General features: G+C 59.3%; 16 protein-coding genes. 4 read left to right on the forward strand and 12 right to left on the reverse strand.

The features are described 5' to 3' along the window. Positions 1 to 118: 118 nt before the first annotated feature. The 9 genes from VCA57_RS12040 to VCA57_RS12080 form a co-directional block, all read right to left on the reverse strand. Positions 119 to 352, reverse strand: coding sequence for a cbb3-type cytochrome c oxidase subunit 3 (locus VCA57_RS12040; protein WP_411185261.1), 234 nt, complete (start codon positions 350 to 352; stop codon positions 119 to 121). Next, a complete protein-coding gene (gene ccoN, locus VCA57_RS12045) occupies positions 342 to 1,775 on the reverse strand; it encodes a cytochrome-c oxidase, cbb3-type subunit I (RefSeq protein WP_411185262.1) in 1,434 nt (477 codons plus the stop codon). The genes VCA57_RS12040 and ccoN overlap by 11 nt, the downstream gene beginning before the upstream one ends. A 332-nt stretch (positions 1,776 to 2,107) precedes the next feature. Then, positions 2,108 to 2,932 (reverse strand): SDR family oxidoreductase, encoded by an 825-nt coding sequence (locus VCA57_RS12050; RefSeq protein ID WP_411185263.1) that lies wholly within the window; start codon positions 2,930 to 2,932, stop codon positions 2,108 to 2,110. A gap of 134 nt (positions 2,933 to 3,066) precedes the next feature. Beyond that, entirely contained in the window at positions 3,067 to 5,055 is a 1,989-nt protein-coding gene (locus VCA57_RS12055) for an acetyl/propionyl/methylcrotonyl-CoA carboxylase subunit alpha (protein WP_411185264.1), read from the reverse strand. A 137-nt stretch (positions 5,056 to 5,192) separates the two neighbouring features. Continuing rightward, positions 5,193 to 5,993, reverse strand: a complete 801-nt coding sequence (locus VCA57_RS12060; RefSeq protein ID WP_411185265.1) for an enoyl-CoA hydratase/isomerase family protein — start codon at positions 5,991 to 5,993, stop codon at positions 5,193 to 5,195. A 194-nt stretch (positions 5,994 to 6,187) separates the two neighbouring features. Beyond that, positions 6,188 to 7,348, reverse strand: coding sequence for a citronellyl-CoA dehydrogenase (gene atuD, locus VCA57_RS12065; RefSeq protein ID WP_411185266.1), 1,161 nt, complete (start codon positions 7,346 to 7,348; stop codon positions 6,188 to 6,190). Positions 7,349 to 7,504: 156 nt separating this feature from the next. Then, entirely contained in the window at positions 7,505 to 9,121 is a 1,617-nt protein-coding gene (gene atuC / locus VCA57_RS12070) for a geranyl-CoA carboxylase subunit beta (RefSeq protein WP_411185267.1), read from the reverse strand. 4 nt (positions 9,122 to 9,125) lie between these two features. After that, positions 9,126 to 9,995, reverse strand: coding sequence for an SDR family oxidoreductase (locus VCA57_RS12075; RefSeq protein WP_411185268.1), 870 nt, complete (start codon positions 9,993 to 9,995; stop codon positions 9,126 to 9,128). A gap of 131 nt (positions 9,996 to 10,126) precedes the next feature. Continuing rightward, positions 10,127 to 11,914: an acyclic terpene utilization AtuA family protein gene (locus VCA57_RS12080; protein WP_411185269.1), complete on the reverse strand. Its 1,788-nt coding sequence runs from the start codon at positions 11,912 to 11,914 to the stop codon at positions 10,127 to 10,129. Positions 11,915 to 12,155: 241 nt separating this feature from the next. On the opposite strand from VCA57_RS12080, the gene VCA57_RS12085 reads away from it, so the two are divergent. Next, positions 12,156 to 12,779: a TetR/AcrR family transcriptional regulator gene (locus tag VCA57_RS12085; protein ID WP_411185270.1), complete on the forward strand. Its 624-nt coding sequence runs from the start codon at positions 12,156 to 12,158 to the stop codon at positions 12,777 to 12,779. Between the two features lie 130 nt (positions 12,780 to 12,909). Next, positions 12,910 to 13,731 carry a substrate-binding periplasmic protein gene (locus tag VCA57_RS12090; RefSeq protein ID WP_411185271.1) on the forward strand — a complete coding sequence of 274 codons (822 nt, stop codon included), beginning with the start codon at positions 12,910 to 12,912 and terminating at the stop codon, positions 13,729 to 13,731. Here the strand turns inward: VCA57_RS12090 and VCA57_RS12095 are convergent. Both VCA57_RS12095 and VCA57_RS12100 read right to left on the reverse strand, forming a co-directional pair. Next, complete coding sequence (locus tag VCA57_RS12095) at positions 13,682 to 14,440, reverse strand: CPBP family intramembrane glutamic endopeptidase (protein ID WP_411185272.1); 759 nt, start codon at positions 14,438 to 14,440, stop codon at positions 13,682 to 13,684. The two genes, VCA57_RS12090 and VCA57_RS12095, sit on opposite strands and share 50 nt — an antisense overlap. Before the next feature lie 49 nt (positions 14,441 to 14,489). Continuing rightward, positions 14,490 to 14,657 (reverse strand): DUF2897 family protein, encoded by a 168-nt coding sequence (locus tag VCA57_RS12100; protein WP_411185273.1) that lies wholly within the window; start codon positions 14,655 to 14,657, stop codon positions 14,490 to 14,492. Positions 14,658 to 14,808: 151 nt separating this feature from the next. Between VCA57_RS12100 and VCA57_RS12105 the strand changes: the two genes are divergently transcribed. After that, the gene (locus tag VCA57_RS12105) at positions 14,809 to 16,113 is read left to right on the forward strand and encodes an ATP-binding protein (RefSeq protein ID WP_411185274.1); all 1,305 of its coding nucleotides are present in this window, start codon (positions 14,809 to 14,811) and stop codon (positions 16,111 to 16,113) included. Between the two features lies 1 nt (position 16,114). Further along, a complete protein-coding gene (locus VCA57_RS12110) occupies positions 16,115 to 17,023 on the forward strand; it encodes a response regulator (RefSeq protein WP_411185275.1) in 909 nt (302 codons plus the stop codon). A 37-nt stretch (positions 17,024 to 17,060) separates the two neighbouring features. On the opposite strand, the gene VCA57_RS12115 is transcribed toward VCA57_RS12110, so the two are convergent. Continuing rightward, positions 17,061 to 18,407, reverse strand: coding sequence for a class II 3-deoxy-7-phosphoheptulonate synthase (locus tag VCA57_RS12115; RefSeq protein ID WP_411185276.1), 1,347 nt, complete (start codon positions 18,405 to 18,407; stop codon positions 17,061 to 17,063). Between the last annotated feature and the right edge of the window lie 196 nt (positions 18,408 to 18,603).

Raw genomic sequence — 18,603 nt, forward strand, 5'->3', positions numbered from 1 at the left:
AAGGTCGGAGGCTGGTATTGCCAACTGCTGATGAGGGGCAAGCAGGTCGATGGCTGGCCTCGAATCGTGTACCGCTCAGTCGATTCGAGGCCACTTTTAATACGCCGTTGTGTGGTGTCTAGAACTCATGCATGCCTGCGTGTTCGCAGGTGTTGTTACAGGTGCCGGGGCAACTGCAGCCGCTGGTGCTGCGTCCTGTTTCTCGTTCGACTCGCCGCGCCACTTCAGGGTCGTCGGCGAAGGGCAGCATGGTGGCCTCATCAAGGTCACGCGTGGTGCTGCGTACAAAACAGATTTGCACGCAGAGGTAAAACAGGATCAGAACGCTTAAACCCCAGATTTCAGGCGGCATGAGTAGGCGTCCTCAGTTCGCTCCGCTCTGGCTGTGCTTGGCGTAAGGTTAGCCAGGTATTGATGGCCATCAACAACATTCCGCTGAGGAAGCACAGACCGCCGGCTAGGCGCACCACAAAGCCTGGATGGCTGGCTTCCAGCGCTTCGACGAATGAATAGGTCAAGGTGCCGTCCTCGTTTACGGCGCGCCACATCAAGCCTTGGGTGATTCCGTTCACCCACATTGATGCGATGTACAGCACGGTTCCGATGGTGGCGAGCCAGAAATGCGTATTGATCATTGCATTGCTGAACATCTTCTCGCGGCCGAACACTTTCGGGATCAGGTGATACAGCGAGCCAAAGGTAATCATCGCCACCCAGCCCAGCGCACCCGCGTGTACGTGGCCGATGGTCCAGTCGGTGTAGTGCGACAGGGCGTTGACGGTTTTGATCGCCATCATTGGGCCTTCGAAGGTGCTCATGCCGTAGAAGGCAAGCGACACCACCAAAAAGCGCAGGATCGGGTCGGTGCGCAGCAGGTGCCAAGCGCCGGAGAGGGTCATCATGCCGTTGATCATTCCGCCCCAGCTTGGCGCCAGTAGGATGATCGACATCGCCATGCCGAGGCTCTGTGCCCAGTCAGGTAGGGCGGTGTAGTGCAGGTGGTGTGGGCCGGCCCAGATGTACAGGGTGATCAGCGCCCAGAAGTGGACGATGGATAAACGGTATGAGTAAACCGGCCGGTTCACCTGCTTGGGCACGAAGTAATACATCATCCCCAGGAAGCCGGTGGTCAGAAAGAAACCCACTGCGTTGTGGCCATACCACCACTGCACCATGGCGTCAGTGGCACCCGAGTACACCGGGTAGGACTTAAACCAGTCCACCGGAATTGCCAGGTGATTGACCACGTGGAGTATGGCAATGACCACAATGAAAGCTCCGAAAAACCAGTTGCCCACATAGATATGCTGGGTTTTTCGTTGCGTCAGGGTGGTGAAGAAAACGATGCCGTAGACGACCCAGACGATGGCCATCCATACCGCGCCGGTAAATTCTATCTCGGCGTATTCCTTTGTGGTGGTCAGGCCTATGGGTAAGGTCACCAGCATGCTCAGGATGGTCAGTTGCCAGCCCCAGAAGGTGAAGGCGGCAAGCTTGTCGGAAAACAGCCGGGTTTGGCAGGTGCGTTGTACGGCGTAGTAGCTGGCGGCGAATTGTGCGCTGCCGGCGAACCCAAAGATCACCAAACTGGTGTGCAGTGGGCGCAAGCGGCCGAAGCTCAGCCAAGGCGTGTCGAAGTTAAGTTCAGGCCATACCAGTTGGGCTGCAAGCAGTACGCCGACGCACATGCCCAGCACACCCCAGGCAATCGTCATAAGCGTGAATTGGCGAACAACTTTGTAGTTGTAGGCGGGTTGGGTAACAGCGCTTTGCATTGGAGTGGCCTCCAGACAGTGGCGCGACAGTAGTCGCAGAAGTGCCGGAACTGTATGGGGCAAGGGGAAAACAAGACAGACTCAGAAGGAACCACTCAATGCGTATCAGATGGTTTTATAGGGCATTGCACTGCTCAATAAACCCGCATCGATAACCGTTTTTTTACAGGGCACATGGCGTTTGAATAGCTCGGTGTCTGTGATGGCTAAAGCAACGTAGCCTCAGTTTTTACAAGGCTAAACAGGCTTAATGCACGCGTTGATGCTCCCCCATGCTTACTGCGTTTTGCCAGTAGCTGGGGGGAGCATCAGCGCGAGCGTTTGCTGTTTATCTAGTCAACAAACAGGTCGGGGATTAACGCGCCACCTTGTGGATCGAAGCGGTAGTGCTCGAACTCAGTCACACCCTGCTCACGGAGGATTTCTTCGTCGATCAGCAGGCGGCCGGTAATGCTGCGTCCTTGGCTGCTGAGGATGGCGTGAGCGGCATCGGCCATGATTGCTGGGGTGCGCGCGCGCTTGAAGGCATCACGGCTGCCCAGTTCGAACTCGATGGCGGCGGTGGCGATCATGGTTTTCGGCCACAGTGAGTTGACGCTAATGCCGTACTTCTTGAACTCCTCGCTCATGCCCATGGTGAGCATGCTCATGCCGTACTTGGTGACCGTGTAGGGGCCGTGTTGGGCAAACCACTTGCTGTCCATATTCAGCGGCGGCGACAGGTTGAGGATGTGTCCGTTGCTGCTTTGTTTCAGGTAGGGCAGGGCCGCCTGGCTGCAAACCATGACTGCGCGGGTGTTGATCTGGAACATCAGGTCGAAGCGTTTGGGTTCGAGTTTTTCCACGCCAACCAGCTTGATCGCGCCGGCATTGTTGATTAGCACATCGATGCCGCCGAAGTGCTCGGCAGCCTTGGCCATAGCGGCGTTCACTGCGTTTTCGTCACGTACATCCACTTGCAGGGCCAGTGCTTTACCGCCTACGTCTTCGACCTCGGCAGCTACAGAATGGATGGTGCCAGGCAGCTTGGCATGCGCCTCGGCGCTTTTCGCCGCGATCACGATGTTGGCCCCTTCACGCGCGGCGCGTAGGGCGATTTCACGACCGATGCCACGGCTGGCTCCGGTGATAAACAGGGTTTTACCTTGTAGTGACATGGGTGTACTCCGTGATTTGTTGTTATTCGTTTGGTCACATTTGTAGGGTTGGTTGAGCGTAGCGATACCCATCCAGCATGAGGCGAGCATGAACTTTCGTGGGAGGGGCCGCCCGGCCCCTCCCATAGGTGTATTCAACCCTCTGAAGCTTCGATCTCCACTAACAGTTGACGGTTTTTCACCTGATCGCCACGGCTCACGCCAATCCGCCGCACTACGCCGTCGATGCTGGCCTTGAGCGGGTGCTCCATCTTCATCGCTTCCAGCACCACCAGCAGTTGGCCTTTGCTGACGCTGCTGCCTTCTTCAACCAGTACTTCAACAATCGCCCCGTCCATTGGTGCTTTGACGCTGCCCGAGCCCGCACCGGCCGCGCTGCTGACTGGCTGGTGGGTGATGTCGTTCAGCTGCAGGTTGCCGTTGTGGCCATACAGCCAAAGGGTGTCGCCATCCAGGTGATAGGCCAGGCGTTGGCGAATGCCGTCCAGTTCCAGGGTGGCCCAGCGGCCGTCGCTGGTCAGCAGCGTGAGCTTGACCTGCTGCTCGCCAAACGTGGCTAGCAGGCTGGGTTGTGGGCCGTCGGTAATGACTTGCAGTGCCACGTTGAAGCTCTGCTCGCCGTGCTTAAGCACAAAGCGCCACGGCGCGCTGCCGGCATTGCGCCAACCGGCCAGACCGCTTTGATGCGCCCGGGCATTGGCTGATTGCTGGAACAGCAGGACGGCAGCGGTCGCCAGTTCGCTGGCGGTGGGCGGCTGCGGGCTCAGGCTCGGGTCGCTGGCGAAATGCTCGGCGATAAACGCGGTGGTGGCGTTGCCAGCAGCGAACTCTGGATGGCTGAGTAGGTTGGCGAGAAAACGCTGGTTGCCATTCACGCCCAGTAGTACGCAATCCTCGACTGCCCGTACCAGCTTGCGCCGCGCTTCTTCGCGGGTCGCACCGTAGGCAATGACCTTGGCCAGCATCGGGTCGTAGAACGGGCTGATGACCTGGCCCTCAACCAGGCCATGGTCGATACGGATGCCGTCACGCAGCGCTGGTTCCCAGCGCAGTGCGGTGCCGGTTTGCGGGAGAAAGTTTTGTGTCGCGTCTTCGGCGTACAGGCGTACTTCCATGGCGTGGCCGGTTAGGCGAATCTCGTCCTGTTTGAGCGGCAGCGGTTGGCCTTCGGCCACGCGAATCTGCCAGGCGACCAAGTCTTGCCCGGTGATCAGTTCGGTGACCGGATGCTCGACCTGCAGGCGGGTGTTCATCTCAAGGAAGAAGAACTCGCCGCTCTGATCAAGCAGGAACTCCACGGTGCCTGCGCCAACGTAGTTGACCGAGGCGGCCGCTTTCACCGCTGCTTCGCCCATGGCTTGGCGCAGTTCTGGCGTCATCACCGGGCAGGGCGCTTCCTCGACGACTTTCTGGTGGCGACGTTGTACCGAACAGTCGCGCTCGCCGAGGTAAACGATGCTGCCCTGGCTATCGCCAAATACCTGGATTTCCACATGGCGCGGTTGGATTACCGCACGTTCGAGAATCAGCTCGCCCGAGCCGAAGGCGTTTTGCGCCTCGGAGCGGGCGGTGCGGATTTGCTCAGCCAGCTCACTGGCTTGGTGGACCAGGCGCATGCCACGGCCACCGCCGCCGGCGCTGGCTTTGATCATCAGTGGGTAGCCAATACGGCCGGCCTCGCTGATCAGGGTTTGTTCATCCTGGGCCGCCCCTTCATAGCCGGGAATGCACGGCACGCCGGCTTCGAGCATGGCGATCTTCGACAGGCGTTTGCTGCCCATCAGGTGGATGGCTTCCACGGTGGGGCCGATAAACACGATGCCGGCGGCTTCGCAGGCACGGGCGAAGTCGGCGTTCTCGGAGAGAAAACCGTAGCCGGGGTGAATCGCATCGGCCCCGGTTTTCTGCGCCGCTTGGATGATGTTGTCGATCACCAGGTACGACTGATTGACCTGCGCTGGGCCGATGCACACCGCCTCATCGGCTTGCTGCACATGGCGCGCGTCGGCGTCGGCCTGCGAGTAAACGGCGACGGTGCGGTAGCCCAGGTCTTGGGCGGTGCGCATCACCCGGCAGGCAATTTCCCCACGGTTTGCGATCAGAATTTTGTTAAAGGCGGGCATCTGGGTGCTCCTGTGAGTCGATCCGGATTGCGTCCGGGCGACGATCTGCGATCAGGTTGTGTGGGAGGAGTCGGGAGGTGATCCGCTTTAGCTGCGAAACAGCGATACCCGTCGCGGCTAAAGCCCCTCCCACAGGGTTATTCTGCGGCCCACTTCGGTGCGCGTTTCTGCATAAAGGCCATGGTGCCCTCAATGCCTTCGGCCCCTGTTACTGCTGCCGCGAACTGTTCTGCCGCGCGGTCTAGCAACTGGCCGAGTGCTTCATTTTCTGTTGCCAGCAGTAGGGCTTTGGTGTTGGCGTTGGCTTGTGGTGCGCAGCTGCGTACTTGCTCCAATATTTGCTGTAAACGGGCGGCGATCTCGTCTGTATTGGGCTCGCTAAAGTGCACCAGGCCCAGGCGTTCGGCCTCACTGCCATTGAACCGTGCGGCGGTCAGGGCAATGCGACGGGTTTGGGTCAGGCCTATGCGCTTAACCACGAACGGTGCGATCTGCGCCGGCAGAATGCCCAGGGTGGTTTCCGGCAAACCGAACTTGGCATCCTGATGGCTGATGGCAATGTCCGAAACGCAGGCCAAACCAAAGCCACCGCCAAGCACCGCGCCTTCGAGTACGGCAATCAGCACCTGTGGGGTGGCCTGGGCTTCTTCCAGCAGGCTGCCGAAGGCGCGATTAAGGTTGCGATAGGCATCGCCACCGGCAGATCTGGCTCCGGCCATGTCCTTGATATCGCCCCCCGCGCAGAAGTGGCCGCCGGCACCGCGCAGCACAATGGCGCGCACGCTTAGGTCGTGTTGCAGGCTTTCCAGCACTGCGCGCAATTCGCTGACCATGGTCAGGCTCATGGCGTTGCGGCTGTCCGGACGGTTGAGGGTGATGTGCAGCACACCGCTCTCAAGGTTTAGCAGCAGGGTTTCGCAGTGAGGCAGGTTGCTCATGGGTGCACCTTTCGATCGTTCCCACGCTCCGCGTGGGAATGCATTTGGCGACGCTCTGCGTCGCTGGGACGCGGAGCGTCCCGTTATGGGTTCTCACGCGGATGGTTCGACGCCTCGACGTGGGAACCATCAGAACTCATCGTGTCTGAGTTGATGGGTATCGCTACGCTCAACCCATCCTACGGGCGCTGGCTCTAACCTTTCTTTTTACCCGGCAGAATGCCCATTAGCTTGCAGATAATGCCCAGCATGATTTCGTCGGCACCGCCGCCAATCGATACCAGGCGTACGTCGCGGTAAGCGCGGGCCACCGGGTTTTCCCACATGTAGCCCATACCGCCCCAGTACTGCAGGCAGCTGTCGGTCACTTCCCGGCCCAGACGGCCGGCCTTGAGTTTGGCCATGGAGGCCAGGTTGGTCACATCGCGGCCACGTACGTATTGCTCGGTGGCCTGATAAACCAGAGCGCGCAGGCATTCGACTTCGGTTTGCAGCTCGGCCATGCGGAAGTGGATGACCTGGTTGTCGATCAGCGGATTGCCGAAGGTTTTGCGCTCTTTGCAGTAGTCGATGGTGCTGTTGATGCAGTGTTCCAGGCCTTTGATCATGTTGGCTGCGCCGAACAGACGCTCTTCCTGGAATTGCAGCATTTGCATCATGAAGCCTGCACCTTCGTGGCCGATGCGGTTGCGTTGCGGTACGCGCACGTTGTCGAGGAATACCTGGGCGGTCTCCGAGCTGCGCATGCCGAGTTTGTCCAGGTGCGGGCTGACAGTGATGCCGGGGGTATTCATCGGCACCACGATCAGTGACTTATTGACGTGCGGCTTGTCGTCGCTGGTGTTGGCCAGTAGGCACATGAAGTCGGCGCTTGGCGAGTTGGTGATCCACATCTTGCTACCGTTGATCACGTAGTCGCTGCCGTCTTTCTTGGCGGTGGTTTTCAGCCCGGCCACATCGGAGCCGGCACCCACTTCGGATACGCCGATGCAGCCGACCATCTCGCCGCTGATCGCGGGCTTGAGGAACTCGTCACGCAGCTCATCAGAGCCGAAGCGCGCCAGGGCAGGGGTACACATATCAGTTTGCACGCCGATGGACATCGGAATGCCGCCGCAGATGACGGTGCCGAACTCTTCGGCCGCGACGATCGAGTAGCTGTAATCCAGGCCCATGCCGCCGAATTTTTCCGGCTTGGATATGCCCAGTAAGCCCAGGTCGCCAGCCATTTTGAAAATCTCGTGGATCGGGAAGCGGCCGTCCTTTTCCCACTGTTCGACGTGCGGGTTGATTTCCTTGTCGACAAAATTACGAACCGTGCGGCGTAGCTCTTCGTGTTCTTGGGTAAAGATCATTTTTTTATTCTCCGAAAAACTGATTGAAAGTTACTGCGCGACGCATCTGCTGCGTTGCGCGGTGCTCACTGCCTCGCCGTACTACCTGTACTGTCTCGTTGTTGCGCGCCGTGCGCCTTGCAGCTGCGCCTGCTCGTGACACTTTCAAAACAGTTTTCATAGTCGGGCTACGCCGAACGAGTTGGATTTAAGCGGGCGCACAGCAGCTTCTGCACAGATATCCAGCAGGTAGCCGAGCAGTTTGCGTGTGTCGCGTGGGTCGATCAGGCCGTCGTCCCACAGGCTGGCGGTGCTGTAGAGCGCGGTGGACTGGCTGTCGAGCTTCTGTGCGGTGACGGTTTCCAGCATGTCGAGCATCTTCGGGTCGGCTTCTTTGCCTTCTTTGGCGTGTTTATCTTCGGTGACGATACGCAGCACCTTGCCGGCCTGGGCACCGCCCATGACCGCGGTTTTGCTATTGGGCCAGGCGAAGATAAAGCGTGGGTCCAGACCACGGCCGCACATGGCGTAGTTGCCGGCACCGTAGGAGCCGCCGACGACGATGGTCAGCTTGGGCACGCTGCAATTGGCCACGGCCTGGATCATTTTTGAGCCGTGTTTGATCACACCCTGTTGTTCCGATTCGGTGCCGACCATAAAGCCGGTGGTGTTGTGGAAGAACAGAATCGGCGTGTTGCTCTGCTCGCACAGTTGGATAAATTGCGCGGCCTTGGCGGCGCCTTGCGGGGTGATCGGGCCGTTGTTGCCGATAAAGCCGCATGGCTGGCCTTCGATCTGCAAGTGACCGCAGACAGTCTGGTTGTCGAACTCATTTTTGAAGTCGAGGAACGCCGAGCCGTCGGCAATGCGCGCGATGATTTCGCGCACGTCGTAGGGCTTCTTGGCATCTGCTGGCACCAGGCCGAGCAGTTCCTCAATCGGGTACAACGGTGCGCTGTAGCTCTTAACCGGGCGCGCGGGTAACTGCGCATTCCACGGCAGCATGGCGAGAATTTCGCGGGCGATGCGCACGCCATCGGCGTCGTTCTCGGCCAGGTATTCGGCGGTGCCTGCCACCTGGGCATGCATCTCTGCGCCGCCGAGTTGCTCGTCGGTGGCGATTTCACCGGTGGCGGCTTTTAGCAACGGCGGGCCAGCGAGGAACATTTTGGCCTTGCCGCGCACCACCACCACGTAATCCGACAACCCCGGCTGGTAAGCCCCGCCAGCCGTAGACGAACCGTGCACCACGGTGATTTGCGGCAGGCCCATGGCCGACATACGTGCCTGATTGGCAAAGCCGCGCGCGCCTTCGACGAAAATATCGGCGGCGTAATTTAGGTTGGCGCCACCACTTTCGGCCAGTGTGACCACCGGCAGTTTGTTCTCGACGGCGATCTGCTGCAGGCGCAGGGTCTTTTTCAGCCCGGTGGGGGAGATGGTGCCGCCTTTGATCGCACTGTTGCTGGCGGTGACCAGGCAACGCACGCCGGCGATATAGCCGATGCCGGAGATGATCCCGCCGCCGGCCTGGGTGCCGTCTTTGTCATCGTGCAGCTTGTAGCCGGCCAGCGACGACAGTTCTAGAAAAGGCGCGCCGGGGTCGAGCAGCAAATTGAGGCGCTCGCGGGGTAACAGCTGCCCGCGCTTGTCGAATTTTTCTTTGGCAGCGGCGGCCTTGTTCAGGCAGTTTTGCTCGATTTCGCGAAAGCTGGCCACAGCGGCAAGCATGGCCTTGCGGTTTTTCGCGAAATCCTCGCCGTGAACATCAATGTCGGACTGAATGATGGGCATAGCCTTACTCCTCGCCCTTGAGCACGTCAGGCACGTAAGCCCGATGAAAACCGTTATAGGACTCGCTGTTTTTCGCCTTGCCCAGGGTCCAGGCACGGGTGCCTTGGCTGGCGGCGCCGTCGATGCGGATGGTGTTGCCGCTGATAAAGTTGGCCCCCGGCGTGAGCAGGAAGACGATGGCCGCAGCTACCTCTGATTCGCTGCCGATGCGTTGCAGTGGCACATGGTCCTTGAGGTTGCGGATCATGGTTTTCATCGATTCGGGGTAGGTGTCCATGCCGCTGGAGGCGATCCATCCCGGCGCCACGGCGTTGACCCGCACGCCAGCGTGCCCCCATTCATAGGCGGCGGTCTTGGTGAAGTTCTCCATACCGGCCCGCGCTGCGCCCGAGTGGCCCATGCCAGGCATACCGCCCCACATATCGGCGAGCATGTTGACGATGCTGCCGCCGTGTTTGCTCATGCTCTGCAGGAACACTTCCTTGGCAATCAGAAAGCCGCCGACCAGGTTGGTGCGCACCACGGTCTCGAAGCCTTTCTGGTTTATGCCGATCAGTGGCGCGGGGAACTGGCCACCGGCGTTGTTGACCAGGTGATGGATCTGCCCGCGCTCGGCGACCACGGTTTTAACCATGGCCTTGACGGCCTCTTCATCACGGATATCGCAGGCCTGAAAACTGGCTTGGCCGCCGTCTTCAATAATTTCGCCGCAGGTGGTTTCAAGTTTTTCCAGCTTGCGTCCCACCAGCACCACGTGGGCACCCAGGTACGCCAGTTCATGGGCGGTGCAACGGCCGATGCCGCTACCTCCGCCTGTGACCATGATGGTCTGGCCGCTAAACAGGCCGGGTTTAAATACCGAGTCGTATGCCATTGTTTTTATCGTCCTCGTCGTAGGGTGGGTTAGCCGCGAAGCGGTGTAACCCACCGTAGATACGTTGCCTCATGACCTGCTCGGCTGAGGTTTTGCGGTGGGTTACGCCTGCGGCTAACCCACCCTACGGTTCACACTTGTTCTGCCAGGGCCTTGGGCACTGGTATCGGGAATTCCAGCAATTGTTGAGCAAAGGCCTTGCCCTGCGGGTCGATGCGCAGGGAGGCAACGCCGCCACCGCCCAGAGCGTTTTCCAGCAGGAAGTTCAGGCTTTGGCTGCCGGGTAAATACCAGCGGCTGACCTTGCCGGTTTGCGCATCTAGTGCATGCTGCATCCATTCGGCCACGGCGTCTTCTGTTAGCGCAGCAGCGATCCAGGCCAAGTACTCGGGCTTTCTGGCCATTACCCCGATATTGCTGTGATTGCCCTTGTCGCCGGAGCGCGCCACAGCTAGCTTGATCAGCGGCACGCTAACCTCGGCCTGAGTGTTTGGCTGTGGGGCGGCGATGTCGGCGGCGATCTGCGCGCTATCCAGCGCCGCGATCTGCGGCAGGTCGACAGAGGTGCGTTCGCCGTCGATTTCGACCTGCAGCTGGCAGGCGGATTTGTCGGCAAGGAAGCTGAACAGACGAATGACCGGGTAAACCGTAGGGCGGCCACCGACGATGCCGGTCAGGCCCGGTGCCATGCCGGTAGCGGCTTGAGCTATCTCGCGGGAGAACAGGATCAGCGCTTCTTTCTTCGCGTGGCGCACGGCGATCTTGATGACGATTTCGCGGGTGTCGGCACGCTGGCCGCGTGGGCCGTAGGTCGCCTCGGAACCGAGCAGTTCGATGCTGACTTCTTTATAAGGTCCCCAGCCGCGTTCGGCGAACATTTCCTCGGTTTTGTTGATGATCGCCTGGCCGACGCGCTGGGCTTTCTTCACCGCGTCGATGCCGGCCATCAGGCAACTGGCGGTGCAACGAAAGCCATCCGGATAGGTGGCGCTGACCTTGTATTGAGCGGTCGGCGGCAGGCCACGTGCGCCTTGCAGTTCAACGCGGTTTTCACCGACTTGATTGAGTTGCACCTGGGTGAAGTCGCAGAGCACATCGGGCAGGTAATAGGCCCGAGGGTCGCCGATTTCATAGAGCATCTGCTCGCCCACGGTAAACGGCGTAACCAAACCGCCGGAACCCTCCGGCTTGCTCACGACAAAACTGCCATCGGCTGCCACTTCTACTACAGGGAAGCCGATATGTTCGTAGTCCGGCACGCTTTCCCAGTCGGTGAAATTGCCGCCGGTGCACTGCGCGCCACATTCGATGATGTGTCCAGCCAGTGCGGCCTGAGCGAGCTGGTCGTAGTCGCTCCAGGCCCAGTTGAATTCATGCACCAGGGCCGCGCTGACCACGGCGCTGTCGACTACGCGGCCGGTGATGACGATATCTGCCCCCAGCTTCAAGGCTTCGACGATGCCCGGCGCGCCGAGGTAGGCGTTGACCGAGACACAGAAGGGCGGCAGCGCAGCACCGGTAAACATTTCCACCGTGCCGGCCTTGGCCAGCTCACCGAGTTTGGGTTGCAGGTTATCGCCATGCAGCACGGCGATCTTCAGCTGCACGCCATCCTGTTCACAAGCAGCCGCTAGGGCTGCGGCGCAGGCGCTGGGGTTGACCCCGCCGGCGTTGCTGATTACGCGGATGTTCTTCTGCGCGATCTCGGCCAGCAGCGGTGCGAGGGTTTCCACAAAATCGGTGGCGTAGCCGGCGTCCGGCTTCTTCATGCGCGCGCCGGCCATGATCGACATGGTGACTTCGGCCAGGTAATCGAATACCAGGTAATCCAGCTCGGAGCCTTTTACCAGCTGGGCGGCGGCGGTGCTGGTGTCGCCCCAAAAGGCGGAAGCGCAGCCGATGCGTACGGTTTTAGTCATTGGAATGGGTCCGCCACACATGAATAAGGTGATTTGAAGGCTACCAAGCAAGCGCTTGGTTGAAAAGCCCCTGATTCTAATTTTCTCAACTTAAGTACGGCCAAGCGCTTGCTTGGTTGGCCGGCGCAGCATAAATTTCACCAATAACGACAAGCACTTGGGCAAACCGGCTAAGAAAGAGCCTGCGATTGCAGGCGTGGTCGGTTGGCTTGAGGCATAAGAGAGTTGGAGAGTACTTAGCGTGGATGATCAACAAGCTCAGGCGGTGATGCGCGATCTGGTGGCCAGTGGGCAGGTCACCGATCCGGAGAGTGCGCGCGGCAAGCTGCTGCAAACCGCAGCACACCTGTTTCGTAGTAAGGGGTACGAGCGCACCACGGTGCGCGACTTAGCCAGCGCCGTAGGCATTCAGTCCGGTAGCATTTTTCATCACTTCAAAAGCAAGGATGAAATCCTGCGCTCGGTGATGGAGGAGACTATTCGCTACAACACTGCACTGATGCAGGCCTCTCTGGCTGAGGCGACTGACCTGCGTGGTCGCGTGCTGGCGCTGATTCGCTGCGAGCTGCAGTCGATCATGGGCGGCACCGGTGAGGCCATGGCTGTACTGGTGTATGAGTGGCGTTCGCTGTCAGATCAGGGTCAGGCGTTTATCCTGGAACTGCGGGATAACTATGAACAGCTTTGGCTGGCGGTGCTGGGCGAGGCGAGGGCGGCTGGCTACTTCAACGCCGACCCATTTATCATGCGCCGCCTGCTGACGGGGGCGCTGAGTTGGACCAATACATGGTTTCGCCCGGATGGCGCAATGTCGCTTGATCAGTTGGCCGAGGAAGCGTTGTCACTGGTTATCAAAGACGCCTGAGCATTGCGTTGGGTGGCAGTCATGATCTTTGTGTGTCGTTTTCCGATGCTAAATGACGGTAACTGCTCTGTCCGGCTTGTGTTGCATGGGCTAGGCTCCACCTAATGAGCAATAAGGATGTTGGGTGTAAATGAGCGTTATCAGCTACTGGGTAAGTTTTAAATGTGCTGTGAGTCTGGCATTGCTACTAGTGCTGCCTGCATTGGCCGCTCAGGATGTGCGCGTAGCTGCTGTGTATTTCCCGCCTTATGTGACAAAGACCGAGCAGAATCCCAGTGATGGCTTGCTGGCCGATCTGCTTGAGGCGCTGAATCAAACGCAGGGTGACTTCCATTTTGTTGCTGTGCCGACTTCCGTCAAACGACGCTTCCGCGACTTTGAGCAGCAGCGCATCGACCTGGCTATATTCGAGAATCCCGGGTGGGGTTGGGAAAATATGCCGAACCATGCCGTTGATATGGGGCTGGAGGATTCAGAAGTGTTTGTGGCGCGTGCTGAGTCGGGGCGTGACCAGCACTATTTTGACGAGCTGCAAGGTAAGCGTCTGGCGCTTTACTATGGTTACCACTATGCCTTTGCCAGCTTTAATGCCGAGCCGGATTACCTGACGAAGAACTTTCGTGCTTCCCTAACTCATTCCCACGACAGTAACCTGCTGATGGTGCTGTACCAACGAGCGGAAATTGCTTTGGTTACACGCTCTTATATCGGTGGTTTTCTTGAGCGTAATCCGCAATATGTCGGGCAATTGCTCATTTCTGAGCGTGTCGATCAGTACTATCGGCACCATGTGATCATTCGACCTGATGCGCCGATTACGGCTGAACAGTTCGAGATAATCTATGAATCGTTACGTGATAACGGCCAACTACAGAGAATTTTCTCTCGCTATCAAGTTGCCGTCATGCCGCGCGTAACGGATAGCTCAGTAGAAGCACGTGCAGTAGATTGACTGCGCCATGCAGGGTAATGGCCAGGCTTATACGCCCACTGAAGTGAAAGATCAGTCCATAGCCCAGGCCTGCCACTCCCGCAACCACAGCAAATAGTGGACTGAAGGGCAGATGTACGGCCGCGAACAGCAACGCCGTCAGGCCAATCCCCAGGCGTACACCGAAGCGGCTAACAAGGTGGGTTTGTAGCAAACCACGAAACAGCAATTCCTCGGCCAGTACGGCGACGGCCAAATTAACCGTCAGCCATAGCCACAGCTGCTCTGGCCACTTCGGCTGCCAACCGACCAAGCCCAGCCCTAATGCCATTAATGGCACACCTAGCAGTGTTAGCGCGGCACTCCACCAAACGCCTTTCGACAGCGGCTTCGGTTGGCTTTTCTGCCCAAGCCACCAGGCCAGCAGGGTCAGTCCGACTAACAACTTGTCCCAGGATAAGCGCAGCGTATAAGGCGCGGCGTCGGCGCTTAGCAAGCGTGCCGGCCACAGCGGTGTGGCGTTGAAGCCAGGTACCAGGTGGGTGGCAAAGGCGATACAGGCCAGCAGGCTCAGGCCGAACCATAAAGCAGCTGGCAGCAATTTGTTGCCGTACAGCAGAAGGCCAATCAAGGCGATGCCTGCAATCAGGCCACTAGGGTGAATAAAACCTAGGCCCAGTCCAAGTCCCAGGCAGAGACTGGGTAGTAACAGGCGCAGGTGCAGCGGCATGGCGCATCCTTGTGAAGCGCGAAGGTAGGGTGGCAAACAATGGGCTCGGTTAGCGTTCGCTCGCGTCCTTGGCTTTTTGCTCAAGCTCGCGTTGGTGAATCGTATCCAGCTGCTCTTCGCTCAGTGGCAGTGGTTTGGCGGTGCGCAGCAGGACCATCAGGCCACCGACGATGGAGCCCAGCACCAGAATGATCAGAAACCAGATATACCAGGGCATGCGCCTATCCTCTAAAAGATGAATAGTTACCATAGCGCGGCGCCGCTACGGGCGAAACGTCTATCTCGCAGGCTCTGAGTGTGATGACTGTCACACGCTGGCAACTTGGCGCTGGTTGAATGGCGGCTTTCCAGTATGGGGGAGTTCGCCAATGACCACTGCCAGCGCTCTTACGCGCTTGCTCAAGCCGGTTGTGCCATTGACTGAGCAGATGACCATTGTTGATGTTGCCGACCGACTGCTGACAGCGGAGCACAAGGCCTTTTTATCGCTGCCGATTGTTGATGCGGCGGGTAAACCGCTGGGGTTGGTCAGTCGTACCACAGTGCAGGATATTTTCATGCAGCGTTTCGGTCGCGATCTGCGCGGGCGGCATCCGGTTCGGGAGGTGATGAACGCGACGCCGCTGATTGTCAGCTTGCAAACCTCCCTGGAGGAGGCAGCCAGGCAGATCACCGGGCAATTGCAGTACCCGATCACCGAGGACTTCATCCTGGTCGATAGCCAAGGGCGTTACTGCGGCCTGGGCACCGTGCTGGATTTGCTCAAGGCCATGGAGGCACGGATTGCCCAGCGTAATCAGGTGCTGCGCAAGGCGTTGGTTGACCTAAAAGAGTCGCAGGCCCAACTGGTGCAGTCGGAAAAAATGGCCTCGCTCGGGCAGATGGTGGCCGGCGTGGCCCATGAGTTGAATACCCCGCTGGGCTATGTGAATAACAACGTGCAGTTATTGCGCGAGTTGAGTGCGCCACTGTTGCAGTTGGCCGAGGCGCAGGCCGCGCTGGCCGACTGCCTGGCAGACCCAGGTTGCGATGAAGCCAGTCTGGCCAGCGCCCTTGAGCACGCTGCGCACGTACGCGAGGCGGCGGCCCCAGAGTTGCTGGCTGAAGACCTGACTCAGCTGTTCGACGACACCCTCTATGGCTTGCAGCAGATTGCCGAACTGGTGGTTGGCCTTAAGGACTTCGCTCGTCTGGATCGGGTGATGAGTGAAGAAGTCGATCTTAATGAATGCATCCGTAGCGCCTTGCTGATTGCCCGTAATGCGATCAAGGACAAGGCCGAGGTCGCCTTGCAGTTGGGCGAGTTGCCACGCATTCCCTGTGCGCCGTCGCAGATCAATCAGGTGTTACTCAACCTACTCAACAATGCCGCACAGGCGATTGAGGGGCGTGGTCATATCCTGCTGAAAAGCTGGGCCGAGGACGACGCCGTGTGTATTTCATTGCAGGACTCCGGATGCGGTATGCCGGCCGAGGTGCTGGCGCGGATTTTTGATCCGTTCTTCACCACCAAACCCGTTGGCCAGGGCACCGGCTTGGGGTTGTCGATCAGTTACAAAATCATCCAGGACCATGGCGGGCAGATCCGTGCGGCTTCTGAGCTAGGCCGCGGTACTCGTTTTCTTATTCGCCTGCCGCGCCCTCTGGCGCTGCCTTTGCAACGGAGCGCCTGATATGAGTGAGCCCATTCGTATTCTGTTTGTTGATGATGAAGAGCGCATTTTGCGCAGCCTGGCTTTGCAGTTTCGCCGTGATTATCAGGTGCTGACCGAGAGTGATCCGCGCCGCGCGCTAGAGCGTTTGCAGAGCGAAAACGTGCATATCATCGTCAGTGATCAGCGCATGCCGCAGATGAGTGGTGCCGAGTTGTTGGCCCAGGCAAGGGAGATTGCCCCGGATACGTTACGCATCCTGCTTACCGGGTATTCCGATCTGGATGCCGCCGTGGAGGCGCTTAACAGCGGTGGGATTTTCCGCTACCTGACCAAGCCCTGGGATCAGCAGGAAATGGCCTTCACCTTGCGCCAGGCCGCACAGATTGCGGCGCGTCAGATACAGGCACCGAAGCTCACAGCTGTGCCTCAGGCAGCATTGAATATTCTGTTGCTGGACAATGAGGCGCCAACCCTGGATGTGGTGGCCGAATTTTGCGTCAGCGGCGGTCACCGGCTGCTGCGGGTTGCCAGCCTGAATGAAGCCGTAGCGGTGTTGAATAGCCAGCCAGTGGATTTGCTGGTCAGTGATCTGCAGCTCGCGGGCGAGGAGGTCGCGCCACTGCTGAAAAGTCTGGCCCAGGCCCATCCTCGCTTGCTCAGTTTGGTGGTCACGCCGTTTTGCGATACGCAGGCGTTGCTCAAGCTGATTAACGAGGCGCAGATATACCGTTATTTACCCAAGCCGATTCGTCGAGGGTTGTTCGAAAAAGGCTTGCAGGCGGCGGCTGAGCAGGCGCACGTCTGGCGCGCACAGCCCGCGCAGGTAATCAGTCGTTTAGCGCAGTTGCCGAGTGAGGTTGGGGAGCGCGAGAAGGTGGGCAGTTTGCTTGGCATGTTGGGCCGCCTGCGTGAGCGGCTGACTGCCTGAGGCACTGGATAAACGGGCGGTTATCCAGTGCGTGGGCTTAGCGACGGACTTGCTTGAGGGTTTCGGCGATCAAAAAGGCCAATTCCAGCGACTGGTCGGCGTTCATCCGTGGGTCGCAGTGGGTGTGGTAGCGGTCCGACAGGCCCGCTTCGGTGATTGGCCGAGCGCCGCCGATGCATTCGGTGACGTTCTGCCCGGTCATTTCGATATGGATGCCGCCGGCATAGCTGCCCTCTGCCTGGTGCACGGCGAAGAACTGCTTCACTTCGGCAAGAATCTGCGCAAAGTCACGGGTCTTGTAGCCACTGGATGCCTTGATGGTGTTGCCGTGCATCGGGTCGCTGCTCCACAGCACCTGACGACCTTCGCGCTGCACGGTCTGGATCAGGCGCGGCAGGCCAGCTTCGACCTTGTCCGCGCCCATGCGCACGATCAGGTTGAGGCGACCTGGGTCGTTGTCCGGGTTGAGGATGTCGATCAGGCGGATCAGGTCTTCGCCGTCCATGCTCGGGCCGACTTTTACCCCGATGGGGTTGCCGACACCACGCAGGAACTCGACGTGCGCGCCGTCCAACTGACGGGTACGGTCGCCGATCCACAGCATATGCGCGGAGCAGTCGTACCAGCCGCCGGTGAGGCTGTCCTGGCGCACAAAGGCTTGCTCGTAATTCAGCAGCAACGCCTCGTGGGCGGTAAAGAAGCTGGTTTCGCGAACCTGCGCTGCGCCATCCATGCCGCAGGCGCGCATAAAGGCCAGGGTTTCATCGATACGGTCGGCCAGGTGGCTGTACTTCTCGCCGAGGTCCGAGTTGGCAATGAAGTCGAGGTTCCACTGGTGGACCTGGTGCAGGTCGGCAAAACCGCCTTGGGCAAAGGCGCGCAGCAGGTTGAGGCTGGCCGTGGACTGGTGATAGGCCTGCAGCAGGCGTTCTGGGTCCGGCACGCGGCTGCTGGAGTCAAAGCCGATGCCGTTGACGATATCGCCGCGGTAGGCCGGTAGCGTCACGCCATCGATGGTTTCATCATTGGCCGAGCGCGGCTTGGCAAACTGGCCAGCCATACGGCCAACTTTCACCACCGGGCAGCCGGCGGCAAAGGTCATGACAATGGCCATCTGCAGCAGCACCTTGAAGGTGTCGCGGATTTTCGCTGCGCTGAACTCGGCAAAGCTCTCGGCGCAATCGCCACCCTGTAGGAGAAACGCGCGCCCCTGAGTCACCTCGGCAAACTGGCGGCGCAGTTCGCGTGCTTCACCGGCAAACACCAGTGGCGGATAACCGGCCAGGGTTTGCTCAACTTGCGCCAACTGCGCAGCGTTGGGGTACTGCGGTTGCTGCTGGATGGGCTTGGCTCTCCAGCTTTCAGGGCTCCAGGATTGCGACATTACGGCTCTCGGCTTAGGGCAATTTAGGCGGACGGGCATGGTAACCGATAACCCTGCTCCTTCGAGCGGATAGCCTTCATAGAACGGCTGCATGACGCCGTAGTGCTTGTCCTTCGCCAGCAGTTCGCTGACATCAATGGTCTGCAGGGCAACCTGCGGTTGTTTTTATTGCTTTAGCCAATAGTGGCGAGCTGGT

Origin of the sequence: Pseudomonas sp. (assembly GCF_046581935.1) — a bacterium.
GTDB lineage: Bacteria > Pseudomonadota > Gammaproteobacteria > Pseudomonadales > Pseudomonadaceae > Aquipseudomonas.